23 protein-coding genes are annotated in these 21,109 nt (G+C 63.8%); 10 read left to right on the top strand and 13 right to left on the bottom strand.

What is annotated here, in order from left to right; all coding sequences use genetic code 11:
• Positions 1–50: 50 nt before the first annotated feature.
• Complete coding sequence (folD, locus tag ACLM42_RS02405; protein ID WP_415399618.1) at positions 51–947, bottom strand: bifunctional methylenetetrahydrofolate dehydrogenase/methenyltetrahydrofolate cyclohydrolase FolD; 897 nt, start codon at positions 945–947, stop codon at positions 51–53.
• A gap of 146 nt (positions 948–1,093) precedes the next feature.
• Here folD and ACLM42_RS02400 point away from each other — a divergent pair, with 146 nt between their 5' ends.
• Both ACLM42_RS02400 and ACLM42_RS02395 read left to right on the top strand, forming a co-directional pair.
• The gene (locus tag ACLM42_RS02400) at positions 1,094–3,124 is read left to right on the top strand and encodes an HDIG domain-containing metalloprotein (RefSeq protein ID WP_415400112.1); all 2,031 of its coding nucleotides are present in this window, start codon (positions 1,094–1,096) and stop codon (positions 3,122–3,124) included.
• Positions 3,124–4,422 (top strand): Rieske 2Fe-2S domain-containing protein, encoded by a 1,299-nt coding sequence (locus ACLM42_RS02395; protein ID WP_415399617.1) that lies wholly within the window; start codon positions 3,124–3,126, stop codon positions 4,420–4,422. The genes ACLM42_RS02400 and ACLM42_RS02395 overlap by 1 nt, the downstream gene beginning before the upstream one ends.
• Here ACLM42_RS02395 and ACLM42_RS02390 read toward each other — a convergent pair.
• Complete coding sequence (locus tag ACLM42_RS02390) at positions 4,419–5,051, bottom strand: RluA family pseudouridine synthase (RefSeq protein WP_415399616.1); 633 nt, start codon at positions 5,049–5,051, stop codon at positions 4,419–4,421. The genes ACLM42_RS02395 and ACLM42_RS02390 overlap by 4 nt on opposite strands.
• Before the next feature lie 44 nt (positions 5,052–5,095).
• On the opposite strand from ACLM42_RS02390, the gene ACLM42_RS02385 reads away from it, so the two are divergent.
• On the top strand, positions 5,096–5,467 hold the full coding sequence (locus ACLM42_RS02385; RefSeq protein ID WP_415399615.1) for a hypothetical protein: 372 nt from the start codon (positions 5,096–5,098) through the stop codon (positions 5,465–5,467).
• A gap of 3 nt (positions 5,468–5,470) precedes the next feature.
• Here ACLM42_RS02385 and ACLM42_RS02380 read toward each other — a convergent pair whose 3' ends face one another.
• From ACLM42_RS02380 to ACLM42_RS02365, 4 genes are all read right to left on the bottom strand, one after another.
• A complete protein-coding gene (locus ACLM42_RS02380; RefSeq protein WP_247911505.1) occupies positions 5,471–5,773 on the bottom strand; it encodes a hypothetical protein in 303 nt (100 codons plus the stop codon).
• Between the two features lie 32 nt (positions 5,774–5,805).
• The gene (locus ACLM42_RS02375) at positions 5,806–6,087 is read right to left on the bottom strand and encodes a cell division protein SepF (RefSeq protein WP_247911506.1); all 282 of its coding nucleotides are present in this window, start codon (positions 6,085–6,087) and stop codon (positions 5,806–5,808) included.
• 17 nt (positions 6,088–6,104) lie between these two features.
• Entirely contained in the window at positions 6,105–6,386 is a 282-nt protein-coding gene (locus tag ACLM42_RS02370; protein ID WP_415399614.1) for a hypothetical protein, read from the bottom strand.
• A 97-nt stretch (positions 6,387–6,483) separates the two neighbouring features.
• Positions 6,484–6,852: an AbrB family transcriptional regulator gene (locus tag ACLM42_RS02365; protein ID WP_247911507.1), complete on the bottom strand. Its 369-nt coding sequence runs from the start codon at positions 6,850–6,852 to the stop codon at positions 6,484–6,486.
• Between the two features lie 138 nt (positions 6,853–6,990).
• Between ACLM42_RS02365 and ACLM42_RS02360 the strand changes: the two genes are divergently transcribed.
• Positions 6,991–7,188 (top strand): hypothetical protein, encoded by a 198-nt coding sequence (locus tag ACLM42_RS02360; protein WP_247911508.1) that lies wholly within the window; start codon positions 6,991–6,993, stop codon positions 7,186–7,188.
• Here ACLM42_RS02360 and ACLM42_RS02355 read toward each other — a convergent pair.
• Complete coding sequence (locus ACLM42_RS02355) at positions 7,185–7,661, bottom strand: DUF427 domain-containing protein (protein ID WP_415399613.1); 477 nt, start codon at positions 7,659–7,661, stop codon at positions 7,185–7,187. The genes ACLM42_RS02360 and ACLM42_RS02355 overlap by 4 nt on opposite strands.
• A gap of 11 nt (positions 7,662–7,672) precedes the next feature.
• Complete coding sequence (locus tag ACLM42_RS02350) at positions 7,673–7,918, bottom strand: Nif11-like leader peptide family RiPP precursor (protein ID WP_247911510.1); 246 nt, start codon at positions 7,916–7,918, stop codon at positions 7,673–7,675.
• A 100-nt stretch (positions 7,919–8,018) separates the two neighbouring features.
• On the opposite strand from ACLM42_RS02350, the gene ACLM42_RS02345 reads away from it, so the two are divergent.
• Both ACLM42_RS02345 and ACLM42_RS02340 read left to right on the top strand, forming a co-directional pair.
• On the top strand, positions 8,019–8,393 hold the full coding sequence (locus ACLM42_RS02345; RefSeq protein ID WP_415399612.1) for a hypothetical protein: 375 nt from the start codon (positions 8,019–8,021) through the stop codon (positions 8,391–8,393).
• Between the two features lie 8 nt (positions 8,394–8,401).
• Complete coding sequence (locus ACLM42_RS02340) at positions 8,402–9,553, top strand: aminotransferase class I/II-fold pyridoxal phosphate-dependent enzyme (protein WP_415399611.1); 1,152 nt, start codon at positions 8,402–8,404, stop codon at positions 9,551–9,553.
• Here ACLM42_RS02340 and ACLM42_RS02335 read toward each other — a convergent pair whose 3' ends face one another.
• The 3 genes from ACLM42_RS02335 to ACLM42_RS02325 all read right to left on the bottom strand — a co-directional run bounded on the left by ACLM42_RS02335 (position 9,554) and on the right by ACLM42_RS02325 (position 12,623).
• A complete protein-coding gene (locus ACLM42_RS02335) occupies positions 9,554–10,402 on the bottom strand; it encodes a carbohydrate ABC transporter permease (protein ID WP_415399610.1) in 849 nt (282 codons plus the stop codon).
• Positions 10,402–12,042, bottom strand: a complete 1,641-nt coding sequence (locus ACLM42_RS02330) for a 2-isopropylmalate synthase (RefSeq protein WP_415399609.1) — start codon at positions 12,040–12,042, stop codon at positions 10,402–10,404. Before ACLM42_RS02330 ends, ACLM42_RS02335 begins: the two co-directional genes overlap by 1 nt.
• 74 nt (positions 12,043–12,116) lie before the next feature.
• The gene (locus ACLM42_RS02325; RefSeq protein WP_247911515.1) at positions 12,117–12,623 is read right to left on the bottom strand and encodes an NYN domain-containing protein; all 507 of its coding nucleotides are present in this window, start codon (positions 12,621–12,623) and stop codon (positions 12,117–12,119) included.
• Between the two features lie 66 nt (positions 12,624–12,689).
• Here ACLM42_RS02325 and ACLM42_RS02320 point away from each other — a divergent pair, with 66 nt between their 5' ends.
• Positions 12,690–14,276 carry a glycoside hydrolase family 57 protein gene (locus ACLM42_RS02320; RefSeq protein WP_415399608.1) on the top strand — a complete coding sequence of 529 codons (1,587 nt, stop codon included), beginning with the start codon at positions 12,690–12,692 and terminating at the stop codon, positions 14,274–14,276.
• Positions 14,273–15,298 (top strand): arsenosugar biosynthesis radical SAM (seleno)protein ArsS, encoded by a 1,026-nt coding sequence (gene arsS, locus ACLM42_RS02315; RefSeq protein ID WP_415399607.1) that lies wholly within the window; start codon positions 14,273–14,275, stop codon positions 15,296–15,298. The genes ACLM42_RS02320 and arsS overlap by 4 nt, the downstream gene beginning before the upstream one ends.
• On the opposite strand, the gene crtL is transcribed toward arsS, so the two are convergent.
• Both crtL and gyrA read right to left on the bottom strand, forming a co-directional pair.
• Positions 15,288–16,535 carry a lycopene beta cyclase gene (crtL, locus tag ACLM42_RS02310; protein ID WP_415399606.1) on the bottom strand — a complete coding sequence of 416 codons (1,248 nt, stop codon included), beginning with the start codon at positions 16,533–16,535 and terminating at the stop codon, positions 15,288–15,290. The two genes, arsS and crtL, sit on opposite strands and share 11 nt — an antisense overlap.
• A gap of 52 nt (positions 16,536–16,587) precedes the next feature.
• Positions 16,588–19,215 (bottom strand): DNA gyrase subunit A, encoded by a 2,628-nt coding sequence (gyrA, locus tag ACLM42_RS02305; RefSeq protein ID WP_415399605.1) that lies wholly within the window; start codon positions 19,213–19,215, stop codon positions 16,588–16,590.
• Positions 19,216–19,260: 45 nt separating this feature from the next.
• Between gyrA and ACLM42_RS02300 the strand changes: the two genes are divergently transcribed.
• Positions 19,261–20,403, top strand: coding sequence for a homocysteine biosynthesis protein (locus ACLM42_RS02300; RefSeq protein WP_415399604.1), 1,143 nt, complete (start codon positions 19,261–19,263; stop codon positions 20,401–20,403).
• 69 nt (positions 20,404–20,472) lie between these two features.
• Positions 20,473–21,084: a CAAD domain-containing protein gene (locus tag ACLM42_RS02295; RefSeq protein ID WP_415399603.1), complete on the top strand. Its 612-nt coding sequence runs from the start codon at positions 20,473–20,475 to the stop codon at positions 21,082–21,084.
• Positions 21,085–21,109: the final 25 nt, after the last annotated feature.

Below are 21,109 nucleotides of genomic sequence, written 5' to 3'. Positions count from 1 at the left end.
ATCAGGGCCCAGGGCCATCGCTCGGGCGGATTCTCTCAGGCCGCGCCCCGCTATGGGAGCAAATCAGCCAAGGGCTGATCCAAACCGCAGCGTTGACACCAGCTCGCGATGGTATTGACCAGCAACAGGGTCACGGTCATCGGACCGACGCCGCCGGGCACCGGACTGATGGCGCTGGCGATCGGCTCCACCTCTTCAAAGCGCACATCGCCACACAACTTGGCCTTCGCACCCGGCTCAGAGGGCAAGCGGTGAATGCCGACATCAACGACGACCGCACCGGGTTTGACGTGTTCCGCGCCAATCATCCGAGGACGACCCGCAGCCACCACCAAGACATCGGCCTGGCGCGTGAGTTCCGCCAAGTCCTGGGTGCGGGAATGGCCAATGCTCACCGTGGCGTTGGCGGCCTGCAGCATCAGGGCCATGGGCTGGCCCACCAGGATGCTGCGGCCCACCACCACGGCCCGCTTGCCGGCCAGCTCCACACCGGAGGCCGCCAACAGAGCCATGACGCCAGCAGGGGTGCAGCTGCGGGGTCCGGGTTCCCCTTTAAGCAGTCGCCCCAGGTTCATGGTGTGCAGCCCATCGGCATCCTTCTCTGGATCGATCGCAGCCAACAGCGGCCGTTCATCCAACCCCTCCGGGAGGGGGAGCTGCAGCAGGATTCCATCGACGGCGGGATCGGCATTGAGGCGTTGGATGGTGCTCAACACCTCCGCTGCGGGCGTGCCTGCGGGCAGATGGGCGCCCAGGTTGGTGATACCAATGCGGCTGCAGGCCTTTTCTTTATTGGCGACATAGACACCGCTCGCCGGGTCATCCCCCACCCGAAGCACCGCCAAGCCCGGGGGACGGCCCGCCTGGGCGATGCGCTCGGTGACCACCCGCTCAAGGCGCTCCTCCAACGCAGCAGCCAACTGACGACCGTCGAGACGCTGAGCCATGGCGAGGGGCAGGCAATCTCCTCTCAGCATGCAATGGCAGGGCTAGCGTGGGGATCTGTCATGCCCTCGCCGTGACTCGCCTGAGCACCGTGCACCAGCTCTGGCAACGGCTCCAGCGGCTCTGGAAGCAACTGTTGCGGCTGGAGATGCCGCGTCAGGTCCTCACCCCTTGGAAGCGTGGCGCCAGCGCGGGGGTTGTTCTGATGGCCCTCGTGGTGGCGCTGGTCTCCAGTTGGCCCTGGTTGGTGGAGCCGAGCCTGCGGCCGGGAATCCCCGCACCGTTCACGGCCAAGGCGCCAAAAGCGGCCACGGTGGTCGACTCCGAGGCCCTGGAGCAACGCCGCTCCCAGCTGGGACTACGGACCTACGTCCAGGTGGTGGATGAGCGGCAAAGCCGGGACCTCCAGGCTCGGTTGGATCGCCAACTCGAGGCCATCAGCCGCCTGGCTCAGAGTGACCAGGAGCAGTTGGCTCCCATCGATATCCTCCCGGCGGAGCGCGCTTGGCTGAAGCGTTCGAGTCGTCGTCAGCTGCTGCGCTGGGAAGAGAAGCTGCGCCAAGCCCAATCCCGGATGTTGCGCCAAGGGGTGGTGGGCAACGTGGCACGCCAGCAGCTGGTGAAAGCAGCCCGCCATCAACTGGAGGGCATGCCCGAGCCGGAGCTGGGCCTGGGGGCACGCCTCATGGCCAATTCGCTGCAAGGGCGCACCAACCTCCGCATTGATGCGGCCCTGAGCCAACGGATGTTGGAGGAGCTCCTGACCCAGCAGGGGATCCCCACGATCCAAGTGAGCAAAGGGGATCTGATCGCCCGGCAGGGAGAGCCGATCAGCCAGCAGGGCTATGCGGTGCTCGATTACTTCGGGCTGGTGAACCGTCGCCCCCTGATTGGCGCCTGGTTGCTTCACTTCGCAGAAGCCTTGGCCGCCTCCAGCGTGATGGTGCTGCTGATCCGCAACCGCCGGGTCAGCCTGGAGCCCCGTCAGGCCCTGCTTGCCCTAGGCCTGCTGGCTCTGGTTCAAGGCCTCAAGCTCTGGCTCGGCGCTGCCGCCAGCCCCCTGGCGCTGTTGGTTCCACCCACGCTGCTGCTGGCCCAGGGACTGGGGACTACCGCCGGACTGGCCTGGCTGGCGATGGCCAGCCTGCTCTGGCCGCTCCCCCTGTCTCCCTTCTTTGACCAACGGATCTTGATCGCAGCGGCCGTGGCCGCGATCACCGCCGTCCTGGCGGATCGCCAACGCAACCGCGCTCAGCTTCTGCAACTGGCGCTGCTGGTGCCCCTCGGGGCGCTACTGGCGGAATGGCTGCTGTTGCAGCTGGAGCTCTTCCGAGGCGTTCGCGAAGGGGGCCTGCCAATCGGCTCGGACCTCACCGGTGAAGCCCTCGTCCTGGGGGGGCTGCTGCTGGGGGTCATCCTGATCGGCCCGATGGTCGAGAGCTTTTTTGATCTGCTCACCCGCAGCCGCCTCATGGAATTGGCCGATCTCGAGCGGCCTCTGCTGCGGCGGCTGTCCTGCGAAGCCCCAGGCACCTTCGAGCACACCCTGATGATCTGCGGCCTGGCCGAAGAAGGGGCCCGCTCGATCGGCGCCGATATCGACTTAACCCGCACTGGGGCGCTGTATCACGACGTGGGCAAGCTCCACGGCCCCCAGTGGTTCATCGAAAACCAGGAGGGGGGTGACAACCCCCACGATCAACTCGATGACCCCCAACTGAGTGCTGGGATCCTGCAGGCCCACGTCGATGAAGGCCTCAAGCTCGCCAAGCGCTACCGGCTGCCGAAACCCCTGGCGGACTTCATCCCGGAGCACCAGGGCACCTTGAAGATGGGCTACTTCCTGCATGAGGCCCGCCGGCGCGACCCCAACACCCGTGAGGAGGACTTCCGCTACCGCGGCCCAACCCCACGAAGCCGAGAAACGGCTGTCTTGATGGTGGCCGATGGCTGCGAAGCCGCCCTGCGCTCGCTCCCGCCCGACACCAGCGAAGCCCAAGCCCGCGATGTCGTGCGCAGCATCATCGAGGCCCGCTGGCGTGATGGCCAGCTCACAGGCAGCGGGCTGACCCCTGCAGAGTTGGAACTGTTGGTCCGCGCCTTTGTACGGGTGTGGCGGCGGATGCGCCATCGCCGCATCCCCTATCCGATTCCCGCCCGCAAGAGTTTCAGCGCCTAATGACCTCCAACCGCTGGCACAACGCCTGGTTCCCGGTGGCGTTTCTGCGCGACCTCAACCGGGACCGGCCCAACCCCTTCACCCTGGTGGGTCAAGACCTGGTGCTGTGGTTCGACCGCCAGGCAGGCGAGTGGCGGGCCTTTGCCGATGTCTGCCCCCACCGGCTCGTCCCCCTCTCAGACGGACGCCTCAATGCCGCCGGAGAGCTGGAGTGTCCGTATCACGGCTGGAGTTTTGATGGCTCAGGCCGTTGCACAGCGCAGCCCCAGGCGGACTCCGGCAGCAGCGTCAGTGGACGCAGCAGCTGCCGCGCCTACGCGACGGCCTCCGCCCAGGGATTGCTGTTCGTCTTCAGCGGACCCAGCGCCCAAGCGGGCGAGCAGCCCCTACCACTGGTACCGGTTCTGGATGAGCCGGGCTGGGTCGTGCAGGACACCTTCCGGGACCTGCCCATGGATGCCCTCACCCTGCTGGAGAACGTGCTGGATGCCAGCCATGTCCCCTTCACGCACCACGCCACCGTGGGCCGCAGGGAGAACGCTGCCCCAGTCAACCTCGCCTTGACGGGATTCGATCGCGATGGCTTTAGCGGCCTCTGGGAGGAGGGCCCCAGACGGGGAAAGCTCGGAAGCCAGCACACCCGCTTCTTGGCCCCAGGCCTGATGTGGCATGACCTCACGGCCAAAGGCTTTGCCCGCATCCTGACGGTCGTCTATGCCGTGCCCACTCGAGCTGGGGAGTGCCGCTTGATCGCCCGCTTCCCCTTTCAATTCAGCTCCCCCTGGCCAGGACGGCTCCTGCGCCTGCGCCCCCAATGGCTCCAGCACATCGGCAACCACACGGTGCTGGAGGACGACCAACTGTTCTTGCATTGGCAGGAACGGGTGATCGAGCAGCGGGGCGGCAGGCATGACGCTCTGCGGCACTACCACCTGCCCACCCAGGCCGATCTCTATGTCAGGGCCCTCCACGACTGGGTGAATCGCTACGGCGGTGAGCCGTTCCCTGGCCAACCGCTACCAGCGCGGCAAAACCGCCAGGCCCTGATGGAGCGATTTGAGGCGCACACCCGCCATTGCCGCAGTTGCTCCGGCGCCGATCAACGGCTGAGACGCCTGCAACCGATCTGCTGGATCCTGGTGGCGGCTGCCGGGCTAACCGCGGCCTGGAGTGGTCCTGGCTTCGCGGGAAGCATCGCGCTGGGGGTGAGCATCGCCCTCGCCCTAGGGGCCTGGCGCATTCGGAGATGGCGCCAGCTGCTGCGCTTCGGCACGGGTCTCCCGCCTCGCAACCGCTAGGGCAAAGCAAACGGAACCGAGGATTCGAAGGCCATCCAGCGGCCATCGCCGGGATGACTGAACCCCAGGCTGCAGGCGTGCAAATGCAACCGCGGCGCCGGCATGACGCCATAGAGGGGATCACCAAGGATCGGATGCCCTAAAGCCTGAAGGTGCACGCGAAGCTGATGGGAGCGTCCCGTCAGCGGCTGCAACGCCAGTCGACTGCAGCCCGGATGCTGATCCAACAGCTGCCATCCCGTCCGGCAGGGTTTTCCAGAAGGATCGATGCCGTAGAGCGGCGGCCTGTGTTGCCGTTTGGCAATGGGATGGTCGATCCACCCCTCCTGATGGGCTGGCACGCCAGAGACATCGGCCACATAGCGCTTCTCCACCAGGCGATCGGCAAAGGCCACGCTCAAGTGCCGATGGACCACGGCCGATCGGGCCACCACCATCAGGCCGGAGGTGTCTCGATCGAGGCGATGAACCAGGCGTGCTTCAGGCCACTGGGACTGCACCGCCGTGATGAAGGAGTCGGACAAGTCGGGGCCGAGGCCAGGCTGAGACAACAGACCGCTGGGCTTCTCCAGCACCAGCAGCGCCGGGTCGGCATGCACCAGCCAAGCGGGATCGAACAACGGAGGCACGAACGCTCGACCATGGCCACACTGGCCCTAGTACTAGCCGGGCCATGGCACTCGATTCGTTCAAACAGGCGCTGGCCGCCCTGCTCGAGCAGGCCCCCGAGGATCCCCTCGAGCGCGACGAATACTTCGAGCTAAACACCCTCCCTAGCTACGGCGGCAGCGGCTTTGAGGTCGTGATCTGCGATGAAGAGCACGAGATCTTCGCCGTGATCTACACCGATCGCCTGTTTGAGGAGGGTGAAGAGGGCCAAGAGGCCGTCGAAGCGCTGGTCCCTGGATTTCTCGAGGCGGCCTACAACCTCACCCCAGAGGAGTGGAAAAGCACAGAACCCTTTGATCTCGGCTGGCGCAGCCGCGAGTACCTCTGGTTCATGGAATTCACAGTGCCGGGACTCAAGCCCACCTGCAGCTTCTGAGGCTCAAGCGCTCCACTGGAGCAGCTGCAGCTCGTTGGCACGTCGACTAATCAGCACCAGTTGATCCCCATCGACAGCCACAGGCAGGCCCGTCACCCTGCGCAATTGTTGGCGATCCACCAAGGCCACACCGCAGGTTTCCACCAGCAGAGCTGGCATCAAGCCTGGGGAGCCGCGCATCCCAAACAGATCCAACGCCTGGCGGACAGCACGGGCGGAACTGTCGCTGCCAAGTCGCTCCACCAACCGGGGCCAAAGATGATTGACCGGCTCAAAGCCAGAGAGATCGAGGTCGAACACCTGCATCAACTCACTGTCTGCCGGCGAGCGGACTCGGGTCAAGCCCGGTTCAACTGGACGTAGTGGGGGGCATAGAGAAAGACCCGCTCGCCAAGTCGAACCTGCTGGGCATCCAGAGCCACGGCTGCTCCCGCCAAAAAATCAACGGCACGCTGCAATTGGTTTTCGGGCAAGGTGCTCAAGTTGACCACCACCGTGGCCTGATCCCGCAAGGCTGTAATCGCCTCTTGAACGGCATCAAAACTGGGCGGATGGATCACGATGACCTCCGGGCCCCAGCCCGGAGCGCCCTGCTCAGATTGCGGAAGGAAAGGGTCCATCAACGCCTCGGTGCCATTTAGGTCTCGCCTTCAGGCGGTTCCGGCTCCTCCTGTGGACGGAACCGCTCGAGCATGTCTGCCGTGGGATGAATCGTCTCCAAAGCGTCTTCGTTGTCGAGGAAGGCCTCAAAGGAGCCATAGCGACAAATGGTGGGGTTGATCGCGGGATCAGCGCACACCTCCTGCCAGCTCAGATGCTTCGGCCTGAACTCTTGGAAATTGACCAGCGCCTCCTCTAGATCACCGGCATCACCGCAGTTTTCTCCCTTCCAGAGCAACTCAAAAAAGGTCACAGCCACGGGCGCTCAGATGCGCTGAGCCTACGAATAAACGCGCACAAAAAAAGCTGGACCACAGAAGCGGTCCAGCCTGGAATCCAAGCGATGAAGAGAGCGATCACTCCTCTTCAGCTTCAGCACCGGCGGGGCTCAATTTGATTTGCTTTCGGCCGAGCTTGATCTCAAACTCATCACCGGGCTCCAAGCCCAGCAGAGCGGTGTACGCCTTGCCAACCAGCAGGTTGCCATTGCCCTGGACCGTGGCGACATAGCTGAGCTTGCGACCGCCCTTGCCGGTGCCGCCGCCGCTGCCACCGCCAATGCTCAGACCCTTGGCCTCCAGAAGTGCCTCATAGAAGGCAGTGAAGTTCAGACGCTCAGAACCATCCTTCTTGTTGCTCACATATCCACAGGAGCGCACAAGATCAGACTTGCTGACATCACCCAGCTCTTTGACCTTGGAGAGAAGATCAGATCCGGTGAGCATTGAATAGAGATTCGGTTGCAAAAAAGATAGCGGGCGAAACCACACTCACCAAGGGGGATGGTGTGCATGAAGAGACATTGCACACTCAGGCAACATCAATCCAGCTCCCTAGCGTCAAGCCAGAGAAAGGCGTTCACCATGATCGTTGGCGAAGTTTTCCTGGAGAGTGTCTCGACCGGTGTGATCACCGCTGAGGAAATTGCCTGGATCGCGACCAAACAAAGTCAATTCGACAGGCAAGAGGAAGCCATGGCCCTCAAGCTCGGTCGCCTGCTCGATGAAGGCGTGATCCAAATCGGCTGCCGGATGCTTGGCGACCACGCCTGCTCGGCCTAAATCAACTCGGGATGGCTTGGGTCCCCCTTGAACGGGCCTTCCACCCTTGAAGTGATCCAGCCGCCGTAGAACCCGCCGGGCTGAGGAGTCACCAGCTCCCCGTCAACCCAACAACCCTCCATCAAGGCGGGATAGAGCGCAATCCAATTGGCGATGGGGGCAAAGCTGGGGGAAGGTTGCGCGTAGCTCCAGGCCGCCTTGGGCAAACAGCGATCACCCAGGACGATGTCGAAGTAGTGCGCGATCCCCTTCCACTCGCAAAAGCTGCGCCCCCCGGCCGGCACCAAAGCCCCCTTAGCAAAAGCCTCAGGGGGCAAGTAATAGGTCGGTGGGTGAAAGGTTTCCAGGACGCGATAACTCGCCTGGGTCTCCGCCAAGAGCGTCCCGAACGCCCGCACCACGATGTGCTCGCTTGAGGCCTGCAGGGCTGGAGGCCTGGGGTAATCGCAAACCCGCTCAGGAGTGGAATGCATGGCCGCTCAACTCAACCAGGGATGAAGTTGCGTAATTTCCTTGCCTCCACGCCAGCGCGCTGCTGAAGCTCGGCATCGCTGAGCTGATCGTCCTCGCGCACCATGGCCGCGATCACATCGGACTCTTCGACCTCAAATTGGCACTCCGCCGCCCAGCGGAGCAGCTCGCTGAGATCCATGGGCGCCTTCAGCCGTGCGGCCCATTCCGGCTTCGAGCGGGCGAACTCCAAAAAGGCATCAAACTGCTGTAGCGACAAGACTCTTCGTTCCGGGAAGTCCTGCAACCGGTCTAACGGAAGCCAGCCCTCGTCAAAGGGCGCATCGAGCAGCAAACTTGCCCAAGACGCGTGCACTGGCATGGCTCCCCCCCTCCCCCAATGGATGCGCCTGCTTGGTGCAGGGCTGACGGGTCTCCTGGCCGTGCTGTTTGTGGTGGTGCTGCAGCAGACCCGTGAACAGGGCCAACGGGTTCAGCAGCTGCAGGACAAGGTGCAAACCATCGAAAACGCCAACGACCTGGAACGCACCAACGCCCTCGAAGAGCAGCTCCGCTCCACGGTGGAGCGCCTGCAAGCGCTGGAAGGCATTGAGCAGAAGGTCCAAAGCCTCAGCAGCCAAGTGCAGACCCTGAGAGATCTGCAGCGCGCCCGTCCATCGCTGTTTCCCTATGAATCCGGCGAGCCTGGGCTGAGGCCCTCGCGGCCCCTGCCGGCACTCCCCCAACTGCCCTAAACGCAGGGATGACCAGCGCCAAGCGCTTCGATCAGATTCAGACGCCGGTCATCCCCGTGATGGCCAAACTGATCGCGGCCAACCCCGGCACCCTGTCCCTGGGGCAAGGGGTCGCTCCATGGGCACCGCCAGCGGAGGTCATCGAGGCCATTCAGGCTGCGCTTTGCAGCGATCCCGACCTGCACCGCTATGGACCGGTTGCCGGTGACCCGGAGCTGCGGATCGAGCTGCAGCACTGGCTCGAGCAACAGCACCAGATCGACTGCAGCGCGAGCGAGATCCTGATCACCGCCGGCAGCAACATGGCCTTTCAGGCGGTGGTGCAGGCCCTCTGTGATCCAGGGGACGAGGTCATTCTTCCCATCCCCTACTACTTCAATCACGAGATGGCGGTCCGCATCGCCGGCGGGATTCCAAAGGCGATTGAAGCCGGGGTGATCCCCGATCCTGATCAGCTGGAGCAAGCCATCACCGAGCGGACTCGGGCGATCGTGACGGTCTCACCCAACAATCCCAGCGGGGCCATCTTTCCAAGGCCCGTGCTGGAGGCCATCAACCAGCTCTGCGCCCGCCGCGGTCTGATCCACATCAGTGACGAGGCCTATGGCCTGTTTCACTACGGCGGCGAGCGTCCCTGGAGTCCCGGTGCCGCCAGCGGCAGCGGCAGTCACACCATCAGCCTGGGTTCCCTCTCCAAAAGCCATGGCATGGCGGGCTATCGCATCGGCTGGGCCGTGGTCCCGCCAGGGCTGATGTCAGCGCTGACCAAAGTTCAAGACACCTCCCTGATCGGTCCGCCCAAGCTGAACCAATGGGCCGCCCGGGCCGCTTTGGGCGCCGGAGCGCAGTGGTGCAAAGAACAGATCGGGGGCCTGGCCGAACGGCGAGAGCAGGTCCTCCAAGCCTTCAACGGGCAGCAGCCCGGCCGTCTGCTCTGCCCACCGGAAGGAGCCTTCTACGCCCTGGTCCAGGTGCAGTGCGCCCTGAGCACAGACCAACTGATGGAGCGCCTCATCCGCGAGCACCAAGTGGCCCTGGCCAGCGGCAGCAGCTTTGGACTGAAGGGCGCCTGCCTGCGCCTGAGCTACGGCACGCTCAGCGGCGAGGACCTCGCCGAGGCACTCCAGCGCCTCCAACGCGGGCTCTTGGCCTTGACCTAGTCAGCCCTTGACCGCATCCCCAGTGGCACTCGGGAGGATGAAGCGTTGGAGCCCGATAAACAGCACCAAGACGGGCACGATTGACACGACGGCCCCGGCGGCAACCAGGCGCCAATCCAAGGAGAAGCTGCTGGCCAATTGCTGCAGACCCAAGGGCAGGGTGTAGAGGTTCCGGTCATCCAGGATCACCAGCGGCCAGAGGAAATCACTCCAGGTGCCGATGAACACAAACATCGCCAGGGTGATCAAATCGGCCTTGGCCGCCGGAATCATGACGTTCCACCACTCGCCGAGGCGACTGCAGCCATCGATCCGAGCCGCTTCCTCGAGCTCCACTGGCACCCCTGCAAAACTCTGCCGCAGCAGAAAGATTCCAAAGGCTGTGGCGGCCTGGGGAATGATCAAGGCCCAGAGGGTGTTGCGCAGCCCTAGCTGCACCATCAGGAGATAGAGCGGAATCATCACCACCTGAAAGGGAATCAGGATCGTGGCCACCACAAGGGCCAGCACCAATCCCCGCCCGGCGAAGCGCATCCGCGCCAAGGGATAGGCCGCCAGTGAGCAAAACAGCAGGTTGGCGAAGACCGCGCAACCGCTGACGATCGTGCTGTTGAGGATGTAGCCCCACATCGGGCTGTCCTCAAACAACCTCAGGTAGGCCTCGAGGCTGGGTTGGCTCGGGAAGAGCGCCGGAGGACTGGTGAAAATGTCTTCCGCCGGTCCCTTCAAGGAGGTGCTGACCAGCCAGAGCAGGGGCACCAGCATCGCCACCGCAATCAGCAGCAATGTGATCAACTGCAGGCCATGCAGCAGGACAGGCCGCCTACGGCCGCTGATGGGCTGAGCCATCAGAGGCGAGGGCGATCGGCTGGAGCCATATCACCCACCGGCAAGGGGGCTTTCTGGGGATGGAGAGGTGAGCGCTGGTGACCGGCCACCAGACGATTGAGGGCATTCACGAAGGCCTGAGCGGACGCCACGACGATGTCGGTATCCGCGGCATGGCCGGAATACAGCACACCTTCGGCACGCAAACGAATGGTGACCTCACCCATGGCATCGATCCCTTCGGTGACGGACTTCACGGAGAACTCCACCAGTTCATTCGGGACGCGGGCCAGCTGATTGAGGGCCTGACAGACCGCATCCACCGGGCCCGTGCCAATGGCGGCTTCGGTGAGCTCCGCACCATCACTGTTCACCAGGGTGACCGTGGCCGTGGGTTGCAGGCTGGTGCCGGTGCTGACCTGCACCAACTTCAAGCTGTAGGTCGCCTGGTCTTGCTGCTGAACCTGCTCACTGACGATCGCTTCGAGATCGCGGTCGGAAATCTCACGCTTGCGGTCCGCCAGCTCCTTAAAGCGGGCAAAGGCATCGTCGAGGTCCTCGCGCTCGAGGTTGTAGCCGAGCTCCTCTAGCCGTGCGCGGAACGCACTGCGGCCGCTGAGCTTGCCCAGGGAAATGCGGTTATCGGCCAGACCGATGGTGCGGGCGTCGATGATTTCGTAGGTCAGACGGTTCTTGAGAACCCCGTCCTGGTGGATGCCGCTCTCGTGGGCGAAGGCGTTGGCACCAACGATGGCTTTGTTGGGCTGCACCGCCATGCCGGTGAGGTTGCTCACCAGCCGGGAGGTTTTGTAGATCTCCTCGGTGCGGATGCCGGTGAGGGGTTCGCTGCTGCTGGCCTCGCGGCCAAGGAAGGGATTGAAGTAGCTGCGGCGCACGTGCATCGCCATCACCAGCTCTTCGAGAGACGCGTTGCCGGCCCGTTCCCCAATGCCGTTAATCGTGCACTCGAGCTGGCGGGCTCCGTTTTTCACTGCCTCGAGGAAGTTGGCAACAGCCAAGCCCAGATCGTTGTGGCCGTGGACCGAGATCACCGCCTGATCGATGTTCGGGACATTGCGGTTGATCCCATCGATTAAGGCGCCAAATTCCGAGGGCGTGGTGTAGCCGACGGTGTCGGGAATATTGATCGTGGTGGCCCCAGCGGCGATCGCCGCCTCGATCACCTGATACATGAAATCCGGGTCAGAGCGGCCGGCGTCCTCGCAGGAGAACTCAATGTCATCCACCAGGGAGCGGGCATAGGCCACCATCTCCCCGGCAATGCTCAGGACCTCAGCGCGACTTTTACGGAGCTTGTGCTCCAGGTGGATGTCGCTGGTCGCAATAAAGGTGTGGATCCGGCGATGGGCAGCCGGCGCGACCGCATCGGCGCAGGCCTTGATGTCCCCCTTGGCCGCCCGGGCCAGCCCACAGATCACCGGGCCCTCAGGGGTTCCCACCGTCTGGGCAATGCGCTGCACCGCATTGAAGTCACCTGGACTCGCAAAAGGGAAACCGGCCTCGATGATGTCGACGCCAAGCCGGGACAGCTGCTGGGCGATCGCCAGCTTCTCCTCCAGGTTGAGGCTGGCCCCAGGGGACTGCTCCCCATCACGCAGGGTGGTGTCGAAGATCAATACCCGGCCGGGATCGCGGGCCATGGCGGCTACAAGTCGGAATGGTTATGAGTTAGCCCCCACTCTAGTCGGGAGGGCCGGGATGCGGCTCAGCCGCTTCAGTGAGCGTCGGTCTTCTCCAGCTGCGGCTTCAGGCTGGAGAGGTCGACGAAGCGATCGGCCGCATTGCGCAATTCCCGGGGGACCATGCCCTCGGTGCTCATCAACACCACCTTCAAGCCCCGGAATCGCAACACCTCGAGCAGACGCTCCAGATCCCGGCTCCCGCTCATCACCCAGACCTCATCAATTCGATGGGCCACCGCCATCAGGTCAATGGCGATCTCCACGTCCAAATTGGCGCGCGCGAACTGGCGCTGATCCGAGTCATGGCCAACCTCCCGCAGGGGCTTGGTGCGAACCGTGAAGCCCAAGCTGGTCAGGGCATCACGGAACGGCCGCTGGTCCGTCGCGTCCTTCAGGCCCGTGTACCAAAAGGCTGCACCCAACTCCACATCGGATTGCGCCGTGGCGTACTCCAGCAGCCGACGGGGATCAAAAAACCAACCAAGTTTTTGCTGCACGTAAAACATGCTGTGGCCATCCACCGCCAGAGCCAGCTGCATGGGCACCCCTTCGTTCCGTTGAGCCTAGAAGTTGCACCTAAAGTCCCCACACTCTGAGCAGATGCGTTGGCCGCAGGACCCGCTAACGCTGGCGATCTAGCGCTGGTTCTCCACGCGCATCTGCCCTACGTGCACTCCAGCGCACCGGGCTCGCTGGAGGAGGACTGGTATTTCCAGGCCCTTCTGGAGTGCTACCTGCCTCTGCTGGACACCCTGGAGACCGCAGCCGCTGACCCCACGCAGCGTCCGCGACTGACCATGGGGCTCTCGCCCACACTGCTCTCCCTACTGAGCAATCCGGTCCTGAGCCAGCGCTTTGGCCCCTGGCTCGAGGTGCGTCAAAAACTCCTGCGACAGGCACCAGCTGGCCATGCGGCGGCAGCTGCCGGTTTAACGCTGCAACTCCAGCGGGCGCAGCAGGCCTGGAGCGAGGCGAAAGGCAACCTTCTGCCTCGGTTTCAGGCGTTACAGCAGCGAGGGGTTCTCGATCTGCTCACCTGCGGGGCCACCCACGGCTACCTGCCGCTGCTGCGGGACTGCCCAGAAGCCGTTCGCGCTCAGCTGCTCACCGCCGTGCGCGAGCACGAACGCCTGCTCGGCGTGCGGCCACTGGGGATTTGGCTTCCGGAGTGCGCCTACTACGAAGGACTCGATCGGCTGCTGGTCAGCTGTGGCTTGCGCTACGCGATCCTGGATGCCCACGGACTGCTGCACGGACAACCGCGGCCGCGCTATGGGGTCTATGCACCGATCTGCAGCCCCGGTGGGATGGCCTTCTTTGGCCGTGACAGCGAATCCACCCTGCCCGTTTGGAGTGCCCGGGAGGGCTACCCCGGCGATCCCAGCTACCGGGAATTCCATAGAGATCTTGGCTGGGATCTGCCCCAGGACGAACTCCAACAACAGGGAATCACCAGCCCGCGCCCCCTGGGGCTGAAGCTCCATCGCGTCACCGGGCGGGACTGCAACCTCGAAGGCAAGCAGGCCTACGAACCCGAGCAGGCGGCACAAACAGTGCGGCGCGATGTGCAGCACTTTCTCGAAGGCCGGGCACAGCAGCTGCAGGAGCTCAGCAGCTCGATGGAACGCCGTCCCCTCCTCGTGGCCCCCTTTGATGCCGAGCTCTTCGGCCATTGGTGGTTCGAAGGCCCCCAGTTCCTTGCGGAGCTGTTCCGGCAAGCGCCACACCAGGGCGTCGATCTGGCCACCCTGCGGGAGACCCTCAGTCGAGGCGATGCCCTGCAGCTCTGCCAACCCTCCCCCTCCAGCTGGGGGCAAGGGGGTTATCACACCTATTGGCTCAACGAGAGCAATGCCTGGGTGATCCCCGAGTGGAACCGGGCTTCCAGGGCGATGGTGGATCGCGTCAGCCGCGGGGTCGGCAGCGAACAGGCCAGGGAATGGCTGCAGCAGGCAGGCCGGGAATTGCTGCTCGCCCAAAGCTCAGACTGGAGCTTCATCCTCCGGGCCGGGACCACGACAGAACTGGCCAAGGAACGGATTGAGCGCCATCTCGAGCGCTTCTGGCGCCTGATCGAAGCCATCAACACCAATACGCCTCTGCCCGAGGGTTGGCTGGTGGCCGTCCAACAGGAAGACGGCCTGTTCCCCCTGATCAACGCCGCCGACTGGGCCCGGCTTCCCACCCCATGAGCGATCCCCGTCCATCCCTGCTGGAGCCCAAGGCCCAGCAGGATTTGCTCAACGCTGCGCTCCCGCAAGAGCTGGCCTTCCTGCCCACCTTGAGCAGCCACGAAGCCGCCACGCCCGAGCGCAGCCGGTTGCGGGTGCTGCAACTGAATCTGGGGAAGCTCTGCAACATGCAGTGCTCCCACTGCCATGTCGATGCCGGCCCCCACCAAGGCCACACTCAAATGGGCGATGCGGTCGTCGAGGCCTGCATCGAAGCCATCGAAAGACTGGAACCCGAGGTGCTGGACCTCACCGGTGGTGCCCCCGAACTGCACCCCCGCTTTCGTGATTTGATCCGTGCCGCCCGCCAACGGGGTTGCCATGTGATCGACCGCTGCAACCTGACGGTCTTGCTCCTGCCGGCCCTGTCCGATCTCGTGAGCTTTCTGGCGGAGCACCAGGTCGAAATTGTCGCCAGCCTTCCCCAGCCGGAGGAGAGCAGCACCGATGCCCAACGGGGAGATGGCACCTGGGAGGCCTCCATCGAAGCCCTGAAACGTCTGAATGCCAACGGCTACGGCCAAGGGCAACCTGAGCGGCAGCTCACCTTGATGAGCAATCCCTGCGGCACCCAATTGCAACAGCTCACCCCCTGCGACGAGGCGCGCTGGAAACAGGACCTGCAAGAGAAAGCCGGTGTCACCTTCGATCGACTGATCGGGCTCAACAACATGCCGATCGCCCGATTCCTGCAGCAGCTGCAGGCCGACGGACATGTCAACTGTTATCTGAAGCTGCTGCAGGGTGCCTTCAATCCCGGCGCACTCTCCGGATTGATGTGCCGCGACACCCTCTCGGTCGCCGCCGATGGCTCCCTCTACGACTGCGACTTCAATCAGATGTTGGATCTACCGCTGCGCGGGGGAGCCACGATTCGCTCGATCAACCTGAAGCAATGGATGCTCCAACCGATCCGTTGGGGAAACCACTGCTTCGGCTGCACCGCAGGCCAAGGGAGCTCCTGCGCTGGCGCTACGGCTTAATCAGCCGCAGCAGCAACGGCAACTCGCGCCCCTGCTGCTGCATCAAACCCCAGCGGACACTCCAGGGGGCAACAGAGAACAGACGGAGCATCGCGCCAACCAAGGCCGGCAGGGACAAGGTATTGGTCAAGAAGCCGTACCACTGCTCCCGAGGCAGGGCAAAAAAAGTGGCGAAAAACTGCCTGAGCTCCCCTTCGGGATAGCGCATCAGTTTCTCGAGGCCAAAGCGATACAGGGCATGTTTGCGTTGCAGCTCCAACGGCCAAAGCGCTTGCCAAGCCGCCCGGGCCAGGGACGGCGAAGGGAGGTTGGCATCGGCCAGTCCATCGGCGATGGCCTGGGCCAGCGCGGGTGCCCGACGCAGCAGGGAGCCGACCATGTAGCCGGAGGCGGGGTGAACCAAGGTGGCGCCGCCACCGAAGGCCAGCAACTGCTGATCCAAATCCGGTAGGGGCATGTTCATCGGGAAGAGACAAAACTCCTCCTCCTCCACCGCCAGCACCTCAACGCCTCGGTGGGCGAGCCGTTTCAGCAGACGCGCTTTCAGCACGTCGTAGGGAACTGCCGGGGCCAAGGCCAAGGAGGTTTCCTCGACAAAAAAGCGCCCTTCGCCGAAGTCCATCGCGTAGAGGAAAGTTGGCGGACCACAGCGCCGCTCAGCCTCACTGAGGTGATCGCAGCGGTAATCCATCAAGACAAATTGGCCGGGCTCCACAGGGGGCTTGGAGAAGCGACCGACAATCCCGTAGGCCGCCTGACCCGCCACCGGACCTTCATCCGGGCGATTGAGAAACGGGGTCTGATGCCCGCTGCAATCGATCACCAACCGGGCCTCCAACCGCTCTCCTTGATCCGTCATCACGATCGAGCCCTGGTCGTGGTGCTCGATCGACACCACCGCAGCGCAGGTCCAGGGAACACCAGCCGCTTGGCAAGGGGACAGCCAGTGACGCTGCAGCGCCGCCTTGTCAAAGAGCCCGTAATCGATGCCATGGACCAGGGGCTCAGTCCCCAGCTCTTCTCCGAAATAGCTGCTGGTCTGGCTCCAGCGGTGGCCCAACAAATGGGCCATCCCCAAGGCATCCACCTCCGGCCCCCAGATGCCGTAGGTGTTCTGCCAGGGGGCCTCCGGTGAGGAGGGAGCGACACCCGCGACCCTCACACCACGCTCCAGAAGGGCTGCAGCGATGCAGAGCGCCGCTGGACCAGCGCCGATCACCAGGACCTCGGGGTTCAAGATCACAACGCGGTGATCGACCTGGAACGGAGGTGTCTCACCGAGCTATCGATCAGGCCTCTGCGCTTTCGGTCTCACCCGAAGCGCCCTCGCCCTCTTCCTCTTCCTCGAGTGCCGGGGGCACCAGGACCACCTCAGAAAGGCGATCGCCACTGTCGAGGCGTTGCAGCTTCACGCCGGTGGCCGCCCGCGACTGCTGCGGCACCGCGTCGGCTTGCATCCGCACGATCACCCCACGCTCACTGACGAGCAGCAACTCCTCACCCGAGCCGAGCACCCTCAGGCCAACCAGAACGTCGCCGTCCCGGCGGAATTTCATCGCCCGCAGGCCCATGCCGGCCCGCTTCTGAAGGCGGAACTGATCCACAGGAACCCGCTTACCCAGACCGCTGGCGGACGCGACCAGAACCCAGGGGCCGTCACTCGGAGCGACGTCCTCGGCTTCGTCGTCATCGGCACTGGCACTGCTGCCCTCAACGCGATCAGCGAGTTCCACAGGAAGCACATCCATGCTCACCAGCTCGTCGCCAGGACGAAGATTCATCGCCCGAACCCCGCGGGCGGTGCGGCCCAAAGGCCGGAGCTCGTCGTCACTGAGGCGGAAGTGGATGGTCATCCCGTTCCGCGAACCGATTAGCACGCTGTCGCCGGGCTGAGCCAGACGCACCCAGGTCAGGGCATCCCCCTCCTCCAGAGAAATGGCGATCAAGCCATTGGAGCGGATGTTGGCGAAGGCCGAGAGACGGGTGCGCTTGATGTAACCGCCACTGGTGAGCATCACCAGAACGGCATCCTCGGTGAACTCACTAACCGCGAGCAATGAGGTGATCTGCTCCTCACGGGGGATCGGAAGCAGCTGGACGATCGGCGTGCCCTTAGCAGCGCGACTACACAGGGGAACCCGATAGGCGGGAACGGTATAGACCACGCCGCGGTCGGAGAACAGCAGCAGGGAATCGTGGTCGTTGCAGCTGATAAAGAGACGAACCGCCTCTTCAGCCTGGGCTTTGGTGCCGGCCTTACCGCGGGTGCCGCGGCTGGTGGCTTCGAACTCGCTGACTGGCATCCGCTTGAGGTAGCCGTTTTCGGTCAGGAGAACGACCGAGCGCTCATTGGCGATCAGATCGATGTCTTCGAGGCCGCCTTCGACATCGAGGATTTCGGTGCGACGCGGGGAGTCATAGCGGGAGCGAATCACTCCCAGCTCCTCAGTGATCAGGCTGTAAACCCGCTCCTTGCGGGCCAGGATGTCCTTGTAGTCAGTGATCTTGGCGAGTAGATCCTCGTGCTCGAGGCGAATCTTGTCGGCCTCGAGCGCAGTGAGACGCCGCAGCTGCATCTGCAGGATGGCGTCGGCCTGAATCTCACTCAGCCCAAACTGCTCAACCAGCTCCAATCGCGCGGTGGCGCTATCGGCTGCACCACGGATCAGGGCAATGATCGCGTCGAGGTTGTCGAGCGCAATCAGGAGGCCAAGAAGGATGTGGTCGCGCTCTTCGGCCTTGCGGAGCAAGTAACGCGTCCGGCGCTCAATCGTCTCGACCCGGAACTCGAGGAAGACCTCGAGCATCTTGCGAAGCGTGAGCAGGATGGGCTCCCCCTTCACCAGCGCCAGCATGTAGGCGCTGAAGTTGCTCTGGAGCGGCGTGAGCTTGAACAGGTTGTTCAAGACAACCTGGGGATAGGCATCGCGACGCAGTTCGATAACGATCCGCATCCCGTCGCGATCGGATTCGTCACGGATATCGGAAATGCCTTCGAGCTTCTTGTCATTCACCAGCTCAGCGATGCGCTCAATCAGCGCCGCTTTATTGGTCTGGTAAGGCAGCTCGGTGATGATCACGGCGTCGCGATCAGGACGCCCCTTGGCCTCGATCGTCTCGATGGCCGCCACGCCGCGCATGGTGACGGAGCCTCGGCCCGTTTCGTACATCTCACGGATCCCTCGCCGGCCGAGGATCTGTCCGCCGGTTGGGAAGTCCGGCCCGGTGATGATGGAGGTCAGCTCACGGTCGGTGACCTCAGGGTTGGCGATTAAGGCCAACAAACCGTCAATCAGCTCGGTGAGGTTGTGGGGGGGGATGTTGGTGGCCATGCCCACCGCGATTCCCGTCGAGCCATTCAGCAGCAACTGGGGGATGCGCGCAGGCATCACCGTTGGTTCTTGCTGCGACCCGTCGAAGTTATCGATGAAATCGACGGTCTCGCTCTCGATGTCCTCAAGCAAGCTGTCGGTCGTGAGGGCCCTGAGCCGCGATTCGGTGTATCGCATGGCGGCCGGCGGATCGTTATCCACCGAACCGAAGTTGCCGTGACCATCGATCAACGGCATGCGCATGGAGAAGTCCTGCGCCATGCGCACCAGCGCGTCGTAGACGGCGGTATCGCCGTGCGGGTGGTACTTACCCAGCACCTCACCCACCACACGGGCGCACTTTCTGTAGGGCCGATCGCTGGTCAGGCCCAGTTCGTACATCGCGTACAGGATCCGCCGATGCACGGGTTTCAAACCGTCGCGGGCATCGGGCAAAGCCCGTCCCACGATCACACTCATCGCGTACTCCAAGTAGGAGCGCGACATCTCGTTGCGAAGGTCGGCCTGAATCACCCGGCCGTCGGATCCGCCTGGTCCTTCTCCGTCCCCCGCGGGCAATTCACGGGGTTCGGTTGGATCCGCCATTCGAGACAGCTTTGATTAGAACGCATTTTATCGGTACTTGTGCCTGTGTCTTCCTCCCCTGGGAACCTCCCCAATCGGAGCGAGACCGAACTGCAGCAATGGCAGCGCGAAGGACGACTCAAGGTCCGCAGCGCTACAGGCTTCCGTGACCTTGCTGAGGAGCGGGGGCTGGAGACGGCCTACCAGACAACCCATGTCGTCGTCGCCAGCGATGCCGAACTGACGCAGCAGGCCACCTTGGTGCTGCATCTGGGTCCAAGCGACCCACCCATCCGTGTTCGCCAATTCCGTTTTGGCCCAGCAGAAGGCCATGGCGGCCATGGCAATACCGAACTCGTGATTCCGATGGGGGCGGGTGGCGCAGCACTGCTCAGCGCACTCCTCGACGGTCAACGCCTCCCCCTCTCCATGGGCGGAACCCCCAGTCAGCAGCAACCCAAGGTCGAACTGGAGACCGAACTGGGACTCGAAGACATCCCATGCGGCCGCCTGCTCCTGCATCGCGGGATCAGCGAAAACGGCGTGGTGGCCGTCAGCAGCCGAGAAGGGCTGACCCCAACCCCTTGGGGACCGGTCCTGGGACCATGGACCAGCGCGCTCTACAGCTGCCGCGGCCCTGGAAGCATTGGTTTGAGCATGCCGGGCCTGGATGGCCTCGGAGCGGGATCTCCCGTCCTGGTCGGCGGAACCATCGGCTGGGTCAGCGGACCGGGAAGCGGTCACAACCCTGGCGCCAAACGCAGCCGCAACGGTCATGCCCTGGGCCCCGGGGCCTGTTGCGCCCTGCAAGTGGACCTCCATGGACTGCAGCCCTCAGGGATCCGTGCCACCCGCCTTCCCGATGGCAGCAGCGGGCTGCTTGTAGCCATCGCCGCTCCTATCCCTCTGTTGAACCTCAGCACCGCTCAGCGTCTGACGGCTACGGCCGAGGAACTGTCCGCACCGCTCCTGGACTACGGGGTCCCGAGGCGGGTTCGGCCCTGTCCGGCCAGCGCAACCTATGGGGAATTGCTCAACGGCTCCATCCGTCTCGGTGAGAGGCACCTCTCTGCCGCACCGGCCCATAGCCCCAGGCTGGCGGCGGAGGCGGGAGCCCAACTCGAGCAGATGCTTCTCAGCGGCGCATTCCCGCTGCGCCTGCCCCTTGCCCCACTGCCCAGCGAGCGGGCTGTGCGGGCACTGAACTAACCACGCCCAAACCGACAACGTTCAAGAACGGCCGTATGCTCCCGGCTTCATCGATCCAGAACCGAAACCATGGCTGATGCTCCTGCCCCGCAGCCGGACGCCGAGCAGCAACCTGGACTCGAGGCTTTGGAGACCAACGCTGCGGAAAGCACCGTCACTGCGCCGATCGAGACCGCGGCTGACGCTGAACCCACAGAAGCGGCTGACGTTGCAGCTGAAGTCACTGAAGTCGCCGAGACGGCCGCTGCACCGGAACCGGAGCCGGAGCCTGCGCCCGAACCAGAACCGGTCAATGCCTTGGCCCCTCAGGTGGCCAGCACCACCGATGTACCGGCCAGCACTGCAGCAGCGCCCCCCGAAGGCGAGGGCGGCGAATGGGAATTGCTTGTCGAGAAGGTCAAACAGTGGATCGCCAGCGGCCAACTTCAGCAGCAGTGGGAAACGGCTCGCACCCCAATCACCCTGCTGGCTGGCCTGATCGCAGTCCTGCTGGTTCTGCGGATTTACAGCTCACTGCTCGGCGTGCTGGAAAGCCTGCCTCTACTCCCTGGACTGCTCGAGCTGGTGGGGGTGATCAGCGTGGTCCGTTTCAGCCTCACTCGCCTGGTGAAAAGCGACGATCGCCATGAGGTGATCGATGGTCTGAAGCAGCGCTGGAGCAACTTCCGGGGCAATCGGTAGCAGATGGGCTGAGGCCAGAAGCCGT

Origin of the sequence: Synechococcus sp. W4D4, assembly GCF_047716805.1 — a bacterium.
Taxonomy (GTDB): domain Bacteria; phylum Cyanobacteriota; class Cyanobacteriia; order PCC-6307; family Cyanobiaceae; genus Vulcanococcus.
This window is presented reverse-complemented; position numbering and strand designations above follow the sequence as displayed.

Coding starts and splice junctions, on each gene's coding strand:
- folD (WP_415399618.1), bottom strand. CDS start 947: ATGGCTCAGCGTCTCGACGGTCGTCAGTTGGCTGCTGCGTTGGAGGAG.
- ACLM42_RS02400 (WP_415400112.1), top strand. CDS start 1,094: ATGCCGCGTCAGGTCCTCACCCCTTGGAAGCGTGGCGCCAGCGCGGGG.
- ACLM42_RS02395 (WP_415399617.1), top strand. CDS start 3,124: ATGACCTCCAACCGCTGGCACAACGCCTGGTTCCCGGTGGCGTTTCTG.
- ACLM42_RS02385 (WP_415399615.1), top strand. CDS start 5,096: ATGGCACTCGATTCGTTCAAACAGGCGCTGGCCGCCCTGCTCGAGCAG.
- ACLM42_RS02380 (WP_247911505.1), bottom strand. CDS start 5,773: ATGCAGGTGTTCGACCTCGATCTCTCTGGCTTTGAGCCGGTCAATCAT.
- ACLM42_RS02375 (WP_247911506.1), bottom strand. CDS start 6,087: ATGGACCCTTTCCTTCCGCAATCTGAGCAGGGCGCTCCGGGCTGGGGC.
- ACLM42_RS02365 (WP_247911507.1), bottom strand. CDS start 6,852: ATGCTCACCGGATCTGATCTTCTCTCCAAGGTCAAAGAGCTGGGTGAT.
- ACLM42_RS02360 (WP_247911508.1), top strand. CDS start 6,991: ATGATCGTTGGCGAAGTTTTCCTGGAGAGTGTCTCGACCGGTGTGATC.
- ACLM42_RS02355 (WP_415399613.1), bottom strand. CDS start 7,661: ATGCATTCCACTCCTGAGCGGGTTTGCGATTACCCCAGGCCTCCAGCC.
- ACLM42_RS02345 (WP_415399612.1), top strand. CDS start 8,019: ATGGCTCCCCCCCTCCCCCAATGGATGCGCCTGCTTGGTGCAGGGCTG.
- ACLM42_RS02340 (WP_415399611.1), top strand. CDS start 8,402: ATGACCAGCGCCAAGCGCTTCGATCAGATTCAGACGCCGGTCATCCCC.
- ACLM42_RS02335 (WP_415399610.1), bottom strand. CDS start 10,402: ATGGCTCAGCCCATCAGCGGCCGTAGGCGGCCTGTCCTGCTGCATGGC.
- ACLM42_RS02330 (WP_415399609.1), bottom strand. CDS start 12,042: ATGGCCCGCGATCCCGGCCGGGTATTGATCTTCGACACCACCCTGCGT.
- ACLM42_RS02325 (WP_247911515.1), bottom strand. CDS start 12,623: ATGCAGCTGGCTCTGGCGGTGGATGGCCACAGCATGTTTTACGTGCAG.
- arsS (WP_415399607.1), top strand. CDS start 14,273: ATGAGCGATCCCCGTCCATCCCTGCTGGAGCCCAAGGCCCAGCAGGAT.
- gyrA (WP_415399605.1), bottom strand. CDS start 19,215: ATGGCGGATCCAACCGAACCCCGTGAATTGCCCGCGGGGGACGGAGAA.
- ACLM42_RS02295 (WP_415399603.1), top strand. CDS start 20,473: ATGGCTGATGCTCCTGCCCCGCAGCCGGACGCCGAGCAGCAACCTGGA.